12 protein-coding genes are annotated in these 12,781 nt (G+C 70.4%); 10 read left to right on the top strand and 2 right to left on the bottom strand.

Annotated elements, in window-relative coordinates:
• Positions 1 to 59 precede the first annotated feature (59 nt).
• Together V6V47_RS06010 and V6V47_RS06005 are read left to right on the top strand one after the other, a co-directional pair.
• On the top strand, positions 60 to 581 hold the full coding sequence (locus V6V47_RS06010; protein WP_334627079.1) for a hypothetical protein: 522 nt from the start codon (positions 60 to 62) through the stop codon (positions 579 to 581).
• A gap of 26 nt (positions 582 to 607) precedes the next feature.
• Positions 608 to 2,125, top strand: a complete 1,518-nt coding sequence (locus V6V47_RS06005) for a flotillin family protein (RefSeq protein WP_334626956.1) — start codon at positions 608 to 610, stop codon at positions 2,123 to 2,125.
• Positions 2,126 to 2,198: 73 nt separating this feature from the next.
• Here the strand turns inward: V6V47_RS06005 and V6V47_RS06000 are convergent, their stop codons facing one another.
• Positions 2,199 to 2,462 carry a hypothetical protein gene (locus V6V47_RS06000; RefSeq protein WP_334626955.1) on the bottom strand — a complete coding sequence of 88 codons (264 nt, stop codon included), beginning with the start codon at positions 2,460 to 2,462 and terminating at the stop codon, positions 2,199 to 2,201.
• A gap of 240 nt (positions 2,463 to 2,702) precedes the next feature.
• Between V6V47_RS06000 and V6V47_RS05995 the strand changes: the two genes are divergently transcribed.
• A complete protein-coding gene (locus V6V47_RS05995) occupies positions 2,703 to 2,924 on the top strand; it encodes a winged helix-turn-helix domain-containing protein (RefSeq protein ID WP_334626954.1) in 222 nt (73 codons plus the stop codon).
• 62 nt (positions 2,925 to 2,986) lie between these two features.
• Here V6V47_RS05995 and V6V47_RS05990 read toward each other — a convergent pair whose 3' ends face one another.
• Positions 2,987 to 4,447, bottom strand: a complete 1,461-nt coding sequence (locus V6V47_RS05990; RefSeq protein WP_334626952.1) for a CCA tRNA nucleotidyltransferase — start codon at positions 4,445 to 4,447, stop codon at positions 2,987 to 2,989.
• A gap of 126 nt (positions 4,448 to 4,573) precedes the next feature.
• Here V6V47_RS05990 and murJ point away from each other — a divergent pair, with 126 nt between their 5' ends.
• The 7 genes from murJ (at position 4,574) to V6V47_RS05955 (ending at position 12,781) form a co-directional block, all read left to right on the top strand.
• Entirely contained in the window at positions 4,574 to 6,325 is a 1,752-nt protein-coding gene (gene murJ / locus V6V47_RS05985) for a murein biosynthesis integral membrane protein MurJ (RefSeq protein WP_334626951.1), read from the top strand.
• A 443-nt stretch (positions 6,326 to 6,768) separates the two neighbouring features.
• Positions 6,769 to 8,373, top strand: a complete 1,605-nt coding sequence (locus V6V47_RS05980) for a protein kinase family protein (RefSeq protein ID WP_334626950.1) — start codon at positions 6,769 to 6,771, stop codon at positions 8,371 to 8,373.
• 21 nt (positions 8,374 to 8,394) lie between these two features.
• Positions 8,395 to 9,066 carry an RNA polymerase sigma factor SigM gene (gene sigM, locus V6V47_RS05975; protein WP_334626949.1) on the top strand — a complete coding sequence of 224 codons (672 nt, stop codon included), beginning with the start codon at positions 8,395 to 8,397 and terminating at the stop codon, positions 9,064 to 9,066.
• Entirely contained in the window at positions 9,063 to 9,992 is a 930-nt protein-coding gene (locus V6V47_RS05970) for a hypothetical protein (RefSeq protein WP_334626948.1), read from the top strand. Before sigM ends, V6V47_RS05970 begins: the two co-directional genes overlap by 4 nt.
• A gap of 179 nt (positions 9,993 to 10,171) precedes the next feature.
• Positions 10,172 to 11,122, top strand: coding sequence for a thioredoxin-disulfide reductase (trxB, locus tag V6V47_RS05965; protein ID WP_334626947.1), 951 nt, complete (start codon positions 10,172 to 10,174; stop codon positions 11,120 to 11,122).
• A gap of 30 nt (positions 11,123 to 11,152) precedes the next feature.
• Positions 11,153 to 11,476 (top strand): thioredoxin, encoded by a 324-nt coding sequence (trxA, locus tag V6V47_RS05960; RefSeq protein WP_334626946.1) that lies wholly within the window; start codon positions 11,153 to 11,155, stop codon positions 11,474 to 11,476.
• A gap of 138 nt (positions 11,477 to 11,614) precedes the next feature.
• A complete protein-coding gene (locus tag V6V47_RS05955; protein WP_334626945.1) occupies positions 11,615 to 12,781 on the top strand; it encodes an N-acetylmuramoyl-L-alanine amidase in 1,167 nt (388 codons plus the stop codon).

Here is a 12,781-nt window from a genome sequence, read left to right as displayed (position 1 = left end):
CCCAGCGGCCGTGGCTGCTGCCAGCAACCTCTCAGAATCCGTTGCGCGCCGCCGATACCGTGCACGTCGTGGCCACGGGGACGCTCATCTTTCTGATCATTGGCGCGGCTGGTGTCGGCGTGCTGGCACTCGCCCTGCTCGGCTCCGAGTTCTTACACTTCGGGCACGCTGACGTGGACGGGCCGATCTCGACCGAGACGGTCGCCGGGTTCGCCGGAGCGTTCGGATTCGGCGCAGCCATCGTCAACGAACTGCTCGGCGCGCGTACACCTGGCTTGGTCGCGGGCGCGGCGGCCGGCGGCCTGCTCGCCGCCGTGCCCACCGCCTGGCTGGCGTCCCGGCTGAGTCGGGCGGCGCGGAACATGCGCACCGACCCGACGCCCACCCGGGACGACCTGGTCGGCGCGCTCGGCCTGGTCGTCACCCCGGTGCCCCTCAACGGCTACGGCGAGGTTCGGGTACGCCTCGCCGGCCACCCGGTCAAACTCAACGCCCGCGCCGACCAGCCGATCCCGGCCGGCGCACAGGTCTTCGTCGTGCAGGCGCTCAGCGAGACCAGCGTGCACGTCGAGACCTACTGACTCCTCTTCGCAGACAGGACTCCTCCATGCCCCTGTTAATCGCCATCGGCGGCGCGGTCCTCCTCGTGCTCGTCCTGGTGTTCTTCGTGCTCTCCCGGATCAAGGTGGCCGGGCCCAACGAGGCGTTCATCGTCACCGGCCGCAAGGGCCGCACCACCCAGAACGCCGACGGTGGTCGGTCGACCGACATGTCCGGGCAGAAGGTCGTGCTGGGCGCCTCGGTCTTCGTGCTGCCGGTGGTGCAGAAGCTCCAGTCACTGGACCTGTCCAGCCGTCGGATCGACGTCGGCATCCGGGGTGCGGTGAGCAAGCAGGGCATCCGCGCCGACCTGCACGGCGTGGCGATCGTCAAGGTCGGCGGCACCGAGGACGCGATCCGGGCGGCCGCCCAACGGTTCCTGCACCAGCAGGACGAGATCGACAACTTCACCCGCGAGGTGCTGGCCGGCGCACTGCGCTCGATCGTCGGCCGGCTCACCGTCGAGGAGGTCATCCGGGACCGGGCGGCGTTCGCCAGCGCGGTGGCGGAGGAGGCCGAGCACTCGATGACCAACCAGGGTCTGGTGCTGGACACCTTCCAGCTCCAGGACATCCTCGCGGAGGGTTCGTACCTCCAGGACCTGGGCCGGCCGGAAGCCGCCCGGGTGCTCAAGGACGCGGCGATCGCCGAGGCGCGGGCCCGGCAGCAGGCCGAGCAGGAGCGACTGCTCGCCGAGGAGGCCATCGCCGAGGCGAACCGGAACCTCTCCCTCAAGCAGGCCGGCATCCAGGCCGAGATCGACGCGGCGAAGGCGAAGTCCGCAGCGGCCGGGCCGCTCGCCCAGGCGGAGCGGGACCAGCTGATCCTCTCCGAGCAGCAGAAGGTGGCCGAGCGCAACGCCGAGCTCAAGCAGCGCCAACTGGACACCGAGGTGCGCAAGCCCGCCGACGCCGCCCGATACAAGGTGGAGCAGGAGGCCGAGGCGGCCCGCAACGCGGCGGTGCTGAACGCGGACGCGCAGCGGCAGTCGGTCATCGCGGCCGCGCAGGCCTCCGCCGAGCAGGCCCGGCTCACCGGTGAGGGCGAGCGCGCCCGCCGTGCCGCGCTCGCCGAGGCGAATGCGATCGAGGGCGCCAAGGAAGGTGAGGCCGAGCAGCGCCGGCGCTCCGCGATCGCCGAGGCGGTGGAGCGCGAGGGTCAGGCCGAGGCCACGGCCATCCTGGCGAAGGGTCAGGCCGAGGCGGACGCGATGGCGCGCAAGGCCGAGGCGTTCGCCGCGTACGGGGAGGCTGCGGTGCTGGACCTGCTGGTCAAGGTGCTGCCGCAGGTGGTCGAGGCGGCCAGCGCCCCGATCGGTGCGATCGACAAGATGACCGTCATCTCCACCGACGGCGCGTCCTCGCTCACCAAGTCGGTGGCCGGCAACGTCGCCCAGGGGCTCCAGTTGGGCAGCGACCTGACCGGGATCGACCTGGCCGGCCTGCTGGCCCGGCTCGGCTCGGCGACCACCTCCGGTGGCAAGGGCAACGGCTCGGTGGACGGAACGGCCGTCGAGACGCGCTGACGTCGTACGCCGAAGGGCGCCGTTCCCGAGGTCGGGGGCGGCGCCCTTCTGGCTCGGAGATCCATCCGGCCCGTCACCGACCGGTTCGACGGGGCAGGCGAGCTGTGCAGGGAGTCTCGTGGTCGGCGCGGAGCACGCAGCGACGGCCACCGTCCAGCCGCCGGTCACAGAAGACCCAATGCCGTACGCACTGGTCGTCCTCGGCGGAGACGGTGATCCCGCCGAGATCGATTCGAGCGAGGAAGGCCAGCGACCGGCCGGCGGTCCGACCCAGCATCTTGGCGCGAGCCAGATCGGGCGCGGATATCGGTAGATGGATGACGTAGCGCCCGGTCATCGCCGAGATACCAAGACGAACATGAGCAGCGATCCTTCCTCCACTGGTGCGGTGCAAGGAACAGAGCCGGGACGAACCACGGGGATGTTCGCCCCGGCCCAGCGAGCGCCCCAGTGCCATCCGGAAGCGTTCCTCTCGGACCTACAATCGGTGGCGGTTGCAGGTCAACGACCTAGCTGCGATTGCTTGAGGTTGGAGGTGGTTGCGTGATCGAATGGGCGTGCCATCCGGGGAGTGTGTATGCCCAAGCAGCAGTACCAGGTGCTCGCAGACGAGCTGCGAGGAAAGATCGAATCAGGCGAGTGGTCGGCCGGCACGAAATTGCCGAGCCGTTCGCAGCTCTGCAAGGAGTACGGCGTCTCGGACACCGTGGTCGGCAAGGCCATGATGATTCTCCGCGCGACCGGGCTGACTGAGACCCTGGAAGGCGTCGGGGTGTTCGTCGCGGAGAAGCCGAAGTGAATCTTGGAGGGATCACGCCCCCGGAGGGGCGCCTCTTCTCCAAGATCTCCCGTAGCTAGCAGCTACTCGATGAGGCCCTCGGCGCGGGCCCAGCGCAGCAGCTCCGCCTCGGCGGCGTCGCGGTCCAGCGGGCCGTGCTCGAGGCGCTGCTCCTTGAGGTGCTTCCAGGCCCGCCCGACCACGGGCCCCGGCGGAACGCCGAGCAACTCCATGATCGCGTTCCCGTCCAGGTCGGGGCGGACCCGGGCCAGGTCCTCCTCGGCCTCGATCCGGGCGATCCGGTCCTCCAGCGCGTCGTAGTCGGCGGCGAGCTGGGCGGCCTTGCGCCGGTTACGGGTGGTGCAGTCCGAGCGGGTCAGTTTGTGCAGTCGGGGCAGCAGGTCACCGGCGTCGGCGACGTAGCGGCGCACCGCTGAGTCGGTCCACTCGCCGCGGCCGTACCCGTAGAAGCGCAGGTGCAGCGCGACCAGCGCGGTCACCTTCGCGGTGATCTCCTTGGGGTAGCGCAGCGCCTTCATCCGCGCCTTGGTCAGCCGGGCGCCCACCACCTCGTGGTGGTGGAAGCTGACCCGGCTGTCCGAGCCGACCGCCTTCGTCGCGGGCTTGCCGACGTCGTGCATGAGGGCGGCCATCCGCAGGATGAAGTCGCAGCCCTCCTCCTCGAAGGAGACCGCGTTCTCGACGACCGTCAGCGTGTGTTCGTAGACGTCCTTGTGCTGGGCGTGCTCGTCGATCTCCAGCTTGAGCCCGGTCAGCTCCGGCAGGAACCGCTCGGCCAGCCCGGTGTCGACCAGCAGCCGCAGCCCGGTGATCGGGTCGGCGCCGCAGAGCAGCTTGGTGAACTCGTCGCGGATCCGCTCGACGGTGATCCGGTCCAGGTCGGCGGACATCCGGCTCATGGCCGCGTGCACGTCCGGGTGGACGGCGAAGCGCAGCTGGGCGGCGAACCGCGCGGCCCGCAACATCCGCAGGGGGTCGTCACCGAACGACTCGCCGGGGGTGCTCGGGGTACGGATGACCTTGGCCGAGAGATCGTCGAGCCCGCCGTGCGGATCGGTGAACCGGTGCTCCGGCAGGCTGACCGCCATCGCGTTGATGGTGAAGTCGCGCCGCTTCAGGTCCTCGGTGAGGTTGGTGCCGTACACCACCACCGGGTTGCGGCTGACCTGGTCGTACGACTCGGCGCGGAAGGTGGTGATCTCCAGCCGGAGGCCGTCGCGCTGGGCACCGATGGTGCCGAACTCCCGGCCGGTCTCCCAGATCGACTCGGCCCAGCCCTTGATGATCCGCAGCGTCTCGTCGGGGTGCGCGTCGGTGCAGAAGTCGAGGTCGTCCCCGAGTCGGCCGAGCAGCGCGTCTCGCACCGAACCGCCCACCAGGTGCAACTCGTGGCCGGCGCGGACGAACCGGCGGCCCAACTCGTCGGCGACCGGGGAGACCCGGAGCAGTTCGGCGACGGCGTTGCGCTGCGCGGCGGTGAGTTCGCGGCGGTCGGCGGCGTGAGGAGCGGAGGCTTCGGACATGGGATCGCCAGCCTATCGGGCCGGAGTGTGATCCGATCCGCCGGGCGTGGGTATCGGGTGGGGGTTGACTATGGTCTGTGGCGTGCGGGCCGGCGCCGGCTCGACGTACCCCCTGGGAGGCTGGAGATGAGCGGCGGGCTCTACCGCAGCGCGAATGCCGCGCACGACGGCGGTGCGGGAGCCGGCGTGCGGCCAGGGGACGGCGCCACGTTCATCTCCGCCGAGCCGCTGAACCAGCCCGGAGTGGAGGCCACGGCACCCCCGCCCGAGGTCGTTGCCGAGACCAGCGCCGCCGCGAACAGCGCGGTCATGGCGGTCGGCAGTCTGGTGAGCCGGGGCACCGGCTTCATCCGGAACCTGATGATCGGGGCCGCACTCGGCAACCTGATCGGCAACGCCTACACGACAGCCATCTTCCTCCCCAACCAGGTGTACGAGTTCCTGCTCGGCGGAGTGCTGACCAGCGTGCTGATCCCGGTGCTGGTCCGTCGGCGCAAGAGCGACGCGGACCGGGGTGAGGCGTACTCCCAACGGCTTCTCAGCCTCGCGGTGCTGGCGCTGGCGGTGGCGGCCCTGATCGCCGTGGCCTCGGCGTCCTGGCTGACCGCCATCTACGCCAGCGGCAAGGACGAGGCCTACACCACCCTGATCACCCGCCTGTCGTGGCTGATCCTGCCGATGCTGTTCTTCACCGGCGTCAGCGCGTTGATCGCCGCGGTGCTGAACACCCGGGGCCACTTCGCCGCGCCGATGTGGGCGCCCATCCTCAACAACCTCGTGGTGATCGGCGTCTTCGGTCTCTACATCCTGGTCTACGGGGCGAAGGGGCTACAGCCGTCGGAGGTGGGCGCCGGCCGGATCCTGCTGGTCGGTGGTGGCACCCTGCTCGGTGTGGCGGTGCAGACCGCCGGCCTACTGCCGGCGCTGCGCAAGGTCGGCTTCCGCTGGCGGTGGCGGTTCGACTTCCGCGAGCTGGGGCTGCGCGAGCTGGCGAAGCTCGGCGCCTGGATGTTCTGCTACGTGGCCGTCAACCAGCTCGGCCTCTTCGTGGTGGTCAACCTCCTCACCCGGGCCGCGGGCGAGGACCAGGCCGGCATCCTCATTTACAACAATGTCTTCCTCCTGCTGATGATGGCGCACGGCATCATCGCCGTCTCGATCATCACCGCGCTGATGCCCCGAATGGCGGCCGCCGCAGCTGACGGCCGTTTCCACGACGTCACCGCAGACCTCTCCCGGGGTGTCCGGATGGTGACGGCGGTGCTCGCGCCGATCGCGGTCTGCTACGCCGTGCTGTCCACCCCCATCTCGGTGGTGGTGTTCAGGTACGGCGCGTTCAGCGCCGAGAACGCGACGGCCACGTCCACCGTGCTGCTGGCCGCCGCACTCGCCCTGGTGCCGTTCGCGATCAGTCAGCTCTTCACCTTCGCCTTCTACGCCCTGCCGGACACCCGTACCCCTGCCCTGATCAACATTCCGGTGGTGGCGCTGCGGGTCGGTGTGCAGATCGTGCTCTTCGCCGCGTTCGCCGCGCACTTCGCCGCAGCCGGGATGATGATCGGGAACGCGGTCTCCTATCTGGCTGCGGCCTTCGCCTCCGCCTGGCTGCTGCGGCCCCGGGTTGGCCGGATCGGAATGGGCGCCATCCTGCGTACCCTCGGCCGGGTGGTGATTGCCGCGTTGGGTGCCGCGCTGGTCGGTCTGCTCGTGGTACACCTGCTGCCCGGCGGCGACACGCCGAACTGGGCACCGGCCGTGGTGCAGCTCGTGGTTGGAGGCGCGGTGATCGGCGGGACCTATCTGGGTCTGGCCATGCTGCTGCGGATCGGCGAGATCACCGAGGTTGTCGGCATGGTCCGCCGTCGGCTCGGTCGCTGACCGTAAGCACTCGCACACGGGTTGTCCGCAGCTCGCACTGTCCGTGACCACGGATCACCAGGCTGGGGACACCTCTGTGGATAACTCCGCGATTCGCCGGTCAACCACCGGATCGGGCTGGATAACCAACCGTAAGGCTGAGCGTGGCGGTCCGATCGGCGGGGACTCTCTGGTTGACGGGAGGGCCTTGCCGGACCGGCCCCGGCGTCGATCACTTGCAGTGAAGCCGTAGATTGGCTAGTACATGTGCCAGCAACGTGGCTGACAACGGTCGTAACCGGACGCTTTCCCCTACTCCCGGCACCCCGCCGGGTACGGCGGGAAGATGACATGTCGGGGAGACGGGCAACCCAGGTAAGGTCGCTCTCGACGGGTACGGCAGGCGCCGACGCTGCGCGTCGACACCGGTTGGCGGTTCCTTCGACGGCAGAGCGGGAAGCCACATGCCCAGCAGTGCGGGTCCATCGATCGACACGATCACCGAGGGAGGACGGGTGACCCAGGTCGGCGAGGGTCAGGAGGCGGACGAGAGCGCTCCGCCGGTCATGACCTTCGGTGCTCCCACAGCCGGCGAAATTCTCGCCGAGCGGTACGAGCTGGTCGAGCACATCAACAACGACAGCGCGGGTCGGCTGGTCTGGCGCGGGGTCGACGTCATCCTGCGCCGCCCGGTGGCCGTGGTGCTGCGTTACCCCGGCGGCGACTCCGCCACCGAGATGCTTCAGGCGGCCGTCGCGGCCAGCCGGGTCATCCACCCCAACCTGGTCGGCGTGTACGACGCGATCGACGAGGCCGAGCGGGCGTACGTGGTGCGCGAGTGGGTCGACGGGCAGTCCCTGCGTGACCTGGCGGCCGAGGGCCCACTGGACCCCGCCCGGGCCACCGCGATCGGCAACGCCGTCGCCAGCGCGCTCGCCGCCGTGCACGCGACCGGGATGGTGCACGGCAACGTCCACCCGGGCACCGTCATGATCAGCGACGAGGGCCGGGTGGTGCTCGCCGACGCGCGTACCGACGGCGCCGACAGCCAGGAGAACGACATCCGGGCGGTCGGTGGAGTCCTCTACTTCGCCCTGACCGGTCACTGGCCACACGCCGAGGCGCCGCTGCGCGGCGCCACCGCCGGCCACGGCCGGGCCGCCATTCCGGACGCCGTCCGGGACGCCGGTGGTGCCATCATCGCGCCCCGCCAGGTTCGGGCCGGAGTGCCCGCGTACCTGGACGACCTGACCATGGACCTGCTCGATGCCGAGATCGCGCCGCCCTCCTCGGACGTGCTCGCCGCCGAGCTGGCCCGCCTGGACGTGCCGGCCGACGAGCACTACCTGGACAACAGCGGGCCACTGCGTTTCGCTGCCGACGTCGAGGACGAGCCCTCGCCGCTGGCGGCTGCCGGCGGCCGAAAGGTGGCCATCGGCATCGCCGGTCTGCTGGCGGTCGCCCTGGTCGGTCTGTTGATCGGAATCAGCGCGCTCGGCGGTGGCGACAAGGACCCCAAGAACAGCGCGGCGGCCACGCCGAGTTCCAGCGCCCCGGCCGGCGGAGCCACCCAGGCTGCCGCCACGGTTCGCAACCTCCCCGTGCAGGGCATTCGGATCATCGACCCGGACAGCACCAAGCGGGACGAGCTCGGCGACTCCAAGAAGATCATCGACAACGACAACGACACCGCTTGGAAGACCGACCGCTACCCCAACGCCACCTACGGAAATCTGAAGGACGGCATGGGGGTCTGGATCGATCTGGGCTCTCCGCATACCGTGAAGTCGGTGATGGCCGTGCTCTCCGGTCGCGGCGCCTCCGCCCGGCTCGTCTCCGGCGACGGCAACTTCCCGTCCAGCTCCGCCGGGGACAAGCAGTTGGTGCAGGCCTACAAGAACGAGATCGGCGTGTTGAACGAGCACGACGGCACCACGATGACCTTCAACAACTTCAACGTCGACACGAAGTACCGCTACCTGCTGCTCTGGTTCACGGAGTTGCCGCCGAACGACGACGACGGCGGCTTCAAGCTCGGGATCCAGGAGATCACGGTCCAGGGGTCGTGATCCGGGCCGCCGGGTGTGGTGATGGACGGGCGCGCCGCCGCAACTGATCTGGAGCTGCTGCGCGCCCACGCTTCCGGCGATCGGGACGCCTTCGCGGTGCTGTTCCATCGGCACCGCGACCGGCTCTGGGCGGTGGCTCTACGGACGCTCGGCGATCGGGAGGAAGCCGCCGACGCCCTGCAGGACGCGCTGCTGTCGGCACATCGGGCCGCCGGCCGGTTCCGGGGCGACTCCGCTGTCACCACCTGGCTGCACCGCATCGTCGTGAACGCCTGCCTGGACCGGATCCGTCGCCGGCAGTCACACCCCACCGTTCCCCTGCCCGACGGCACCTGGGCCGAGGACGGCTCGGGCACCGGCGGCGTGGAGCCGGCCGCACCGACACGGGACCACGACACCGCGCTGGTGGTCCGGGACGCGCTCGCCGCGCTGCCGTTCGAGCAACGTGCCGCCCTGGTGCTGGTGGACCTCCAGGGATACCCGGTGGCCGAGGTCGCCCGGATCCTCGATGTTGCCGAGGGGACGGTGAAGAGCCGGTGCGCCCGAGGTCGGGCCCGGCTGGCCGTACTCCTCGGGCATCTCCGCCCGTACGCGGACGTGCCCGGCGTCACGCAGGGGAACCCCCGCCCAGCGGAGGGCGTCGGATCGGGGTCGGGCCGGTACCGGCAGGACGCCAATCAGGAGGACACGTGACGACCGAGGAGTTCCGGGAGGTCGACGACGACCTGCTCGCTGACTACCTCGGCGGGGCGTTGGACGGCACACCGCAGCACGCGGAGATCGCCCGGCTGGTGGACGTGGACCCAGCCTGGGCCCAGGCGTACGCGCTGCTGGCTCCCGCATTGACGAAGGTCCACGCCGACCTGGCCCGCTGGGCTGATCCGTCCCCCGAGCTGCCTCCCGAGTTCGCCGATCGACTCGCCGCGGCGTTGGCCGGGGTGCCGGCCGACCGGAACGCCACATCCGCCGACGTCGCCTCACCCGTGGTGGTTCCGTCCCAGGGCGGCGGCAGCCGTCGGCCGACCGAACCGGGGCCCGCCACACCGACCGGCCCGGGTCGACGTCGACGCCGTTGGGCCCGGCGCGGCGCACCGGTGGTGGCGGTCGCCGCGGTCGCCGTCGTCGCGGTCGGGCTGGGCCTCAACCGGTCGATGACGAATTCGGACACTGCCGGCACCAGCGCCCTGACCCAGGCGGAAGGCGCCGCGGCGCGCACCACCGGCCCGACGCTGCGCAGCGGCACGAATTACTCACCGGAGACCCTCGGCGAGGCCGCGAAGGCTGGTTCCCCGGACGAGCAACGGGCCAGCGGTTCCCCCGGCGAGCAGCCGAGGGTGGACGCCGAGGGTGGCTCGCGGCCAACGCCGACCGGGCTGGACTCGCTGGCCCGGCTGACCGCTGAGGCCGCGCTGACTGTCTGCCTGACCGACATCGCGGCGGAGCACCGGGTCGGCCCCCTGGTGTTCGAGGTGATCGACTACGCGGCGTTCCAGAGCATGCCGGCGCTGGTCGTCCGGTTCACCGACGCGGCCGGGGCCCGGTGGGCCTGGGTGAGCGGTCCCGAGTGTGGCCTCCCTGGGTCCGGCTCGGACAGCCGGTATTCGGCGCGGGTAGGGTGAATCCGCGGTCACCAGTGCGATGACCATCCACGTGACCTGACCCACCGGATGCCCGGTTCGGGAATCCCCGGTTCGTACGATGACGTTTCGGAAGTAGCTGCCGGCACCCACCAGGCGTCGGCACTTGGATCGGCATCGGTGCGCGCCGACGCCGAATACACACAACTCGGGAGACGGCAGTGGACGAGGTCCGCAACCTGATCATCATTGGCTCCGGGCCGGCCGGCTACACAGCGGCGGTCTATGCCGCGCGCGCCAACCTGAAGCCGCTGATCATCGAGGGCGTGCAGTCGGGCGGCGCGCTGATGACCACGACCGAGGTGGAAAACTTCCCCGGCTTCGCCGACGGCATCCTCGGCCCAGAGCTGATGGACAACATGCGCAAGCAGGCCGAGCGGTTCGGCGCCGAGTTCCTCACCGACGACGTGACCCGGGTCCAGCTTGCCGACACCGGCGATGCCGGCTCCGGTGCGCTGAGCACCGTCTGGGTCGGCGAGACCGCCTACAAGGCCCGCGCCGTCATCCTCTCCACCGGTTCGGCGTGGCGTCCGCTGGGCGTCCCGGGCGAGCAGGAATACCTCGGCCACGGTGTCTCCTCCTGCGCCACCTGTGACGGATTCTTCTTCCGCAACCAGCACATTGTGGTCGTGGGCGGCGGCGACTCAGCCATGGAGGAGGCCAGCTTCCTCACCCGCTTCGCGGAGTCGGTCACCATCATCCACCGGCGCGACTCGTTCCGGGCCAGCAAGATCATGGCCGACCGGGCGATGAACAACGAGAAGATCAAGGTCGAGTGGAACAGCACGGTCGAGGAGGTCCTCGGCGCCGACGGCAAGGTCACCGGCGTACGGGTCCGTGACGTGCACACCGGCGAGACCAAGGTAATGGACGTGACCGGTGTCTTCGTGGCCATCGGCCACGACCCCCGCAGCGAGCTCTTCCGCGACCAGGTCGAGCTGGATGGCGAGGGGTACGTGAAGGTTGAGGCCCCCAGCACCCGGACCAGCCTGCCCGGCGTCTTCGCCGCGGGCGACGTGGTCGACCACACCTACCGCCAGGCGATCACCGCGGCCGGCACCGGCTGTGCCGCCGCGCTCGACGCCGAGCGGTTCATCGCGACGCTCAGCTGACAAACCGAACACTTCCCGGAGGAGGGCATAGTGGGTACAACCAAGGCGGTCACCGACAAGAGCTTCGTCACTGACGTGCTGCAGGCCGACAAGCCGGTGCTGGTGGACTTCTGGGCCGAATGGTGCGGGCCGTGCCGCAAGGTGTCGCCTCTGCTCGAGGAGATCGCCGGCGAGATGGGCGACCAGGTCACCATCGTCAAGCTCAACATCGACGAGAACCCGGAGACCGCCCGGGCCTACCGGGTGATGTCGGTGCCGACGCTCACCGTCTTCAAGAACGGCCAGCCGGTGCAGTCGGTGGCCGGAGCCAGGCCGAAGGGCGAGCTGGTTCGGCTCATCGAATCGGCGCTCTGACCAGCAGTAACCTCACCGAACCCCGTACCCGGTCCGCCGGGTACGGGGTTCGGCGTTTCGCACGGCTCACCGACTCGGAGCGCATAGCCTCAAGCTGGGGCCACCCGGCCAGCCAGCGTCGTGCAGAGGGGGTCGCGCATGCGTCCGATCCGATCTGGTGACCGGGGGCCCGCGGTCACCGAGATCCGTACCGTCCTCGCCGGCCTCGACCTGCTCGCCTCCGCCGCCGGCCCGCACGTCGACGAGTTCGACCTCGACACCGAACGGGCGGTCCGCGCCTTCCAGCAGTCGCGGGGGCTCAGCGTCGACGGCCGGGTCGGTTCGGAGACCTGGCAGGCCCTGGAGTCCGCCCGCTGGCGGCTTGGCGCACGCACCCTCTACCACGCCGTGCCCGAACCGCTCACCGGCGAGGACGTCCGGTCGCTCCAGGAGCGACTGCTGGAGATGGGTTACGACGTGGGCCGGGCGGACGCCATCTACGGCATCCGGACCTCGCGCGCCGTGGCCCAGTTCCAACGCGAGGTCGGCCTCACCCCCGACGGTGCCTGTGGCCCGCACACCATGAACGCGCTGCGCCGGATCGGTCGGAAGGTCGTCGGCGGCCGACCCCAGTGGCTGCGCGAGTCCGACGCGATCCGACAGTCCGGGCCGGCGCTGGTCGGTAAGACCGTGGTCATCGATCCCGGCCACGGGGGCACCGACCCGGGGATGGTGGTGCCCGACGGCTCGCTGCGCTGGACCGAGGCGGACCTGATGCACGACCTGGCCAGCCGGCTGGAGGGCAGACTGGCCGCGTCCGGGGTCCGGGTGCAGCTCACCCGGGGCCCGGCGCCCGACAGCTGCCTGCCGGACACCGACCGCGCGCTGCTGGCCAACTCGCTCGGCGCCGACGTGTTCATCTCGCTGCACCTGGACGGGCATGGCAACCCCGCCGCCGAGGGGGTGGCGACCTACCACTACGGCACCGACAACGGAGTCACCTCGGCGACCGGTGAGCGGCTGGCCGGGCTGGTGCAGCGGGAGATCGTGGCGCGGACCGGACTGCGGGACTGCCGTACCCATGCCAAGACGTGGGACCTGCTGCGGCTCACCCGGATGCCGGCGGTCCGGGTGGAGGTCGGTTACCTCACCTCGCCGACGGACCGCGCCCAGCTGGTCGACCCACGCTTCCGGGACCGGGTGGTGGAGGCCATCGTGGCCGCGGTACAACGGATGTACTACCCGATCGAGCGCGATGTGCCCACCGGCTCGATCGACGTCAGCGCTTTGCGGGCAGTGGTGGCTGCCGGCACCGTGGTCGACTGA

It is taken from the genome of Micromonospora sp. CPCC 205539 (genome assembly GCF_036906815.1).
Taxonomy (GTDB): Bacteria; Actinomycetota; Actinomycetes; order Mycobacteriales; family Micromonosporaceae; genus Micromonospora.
Note: the sequence above shows the minus strand (reverse complement) of the source record. Positions and strands in the feature narration are given on the sequence as shown.

Bases quoted from the DNA above. Each gene is read 5' to 3' on its own strand.
- V6V47_RS05955 (WP_334626945.1), top strand. From the start codon at position 11,615: ATGCGTCCGATCCGATCTGGTGACCGGGGGCCCGCGGTCACCGAGATC.
- V6V47_RS06005 (WP_334626956.1), top strand. From the start codon at position 608: ATGCCCCTGTTAATCGCCATCGGCGGCGCGGTCCTCCTCGTGCTCGTC.
- sigM (WP_334626949.1), top strand. From the start codon at position 8,395: ATGGACGGGCGCGCCGCCGCAACTGATCTGGAGCTGCTGCGCGCCCAC.
- V6V47_RS05990 (WP_334626952.1), bottom strand. From the start codon at position 4,447: ATGTCCGAAGCCTCCGCTCCTCACGCCGCCGACCGCCGCGAACTCACC.
- murJ (WP_334626951.1), top strand. From the start codon at position 4,574: ATGAGCGGCGGGCTCTACCGCAGCGCGAATGCCGCGCACGACGGCGGT.
- V6V47_RS06000 (WP_334626955.1), bottom strand. From the start codon at position 2,462: ATGACCGGGCGCTACGTCATCCATCTACCGATATCCGCGCCCGATCTG.
- V6V47_RS05995 (WP_334626954.1), top strand. From the start codon at position 2,703: ATGCCCAAGCAGCAGTACCAGGTGCTCGCAGACGAGCTGCGAGGAAAG.
- V6V47_RS05980 (WP_334626950.1), top strand. From the start codon at position 6,769: ATGCCCAGCAGTGCGGGTCCATCGATCGACACGATCACCGAGGGAGGA.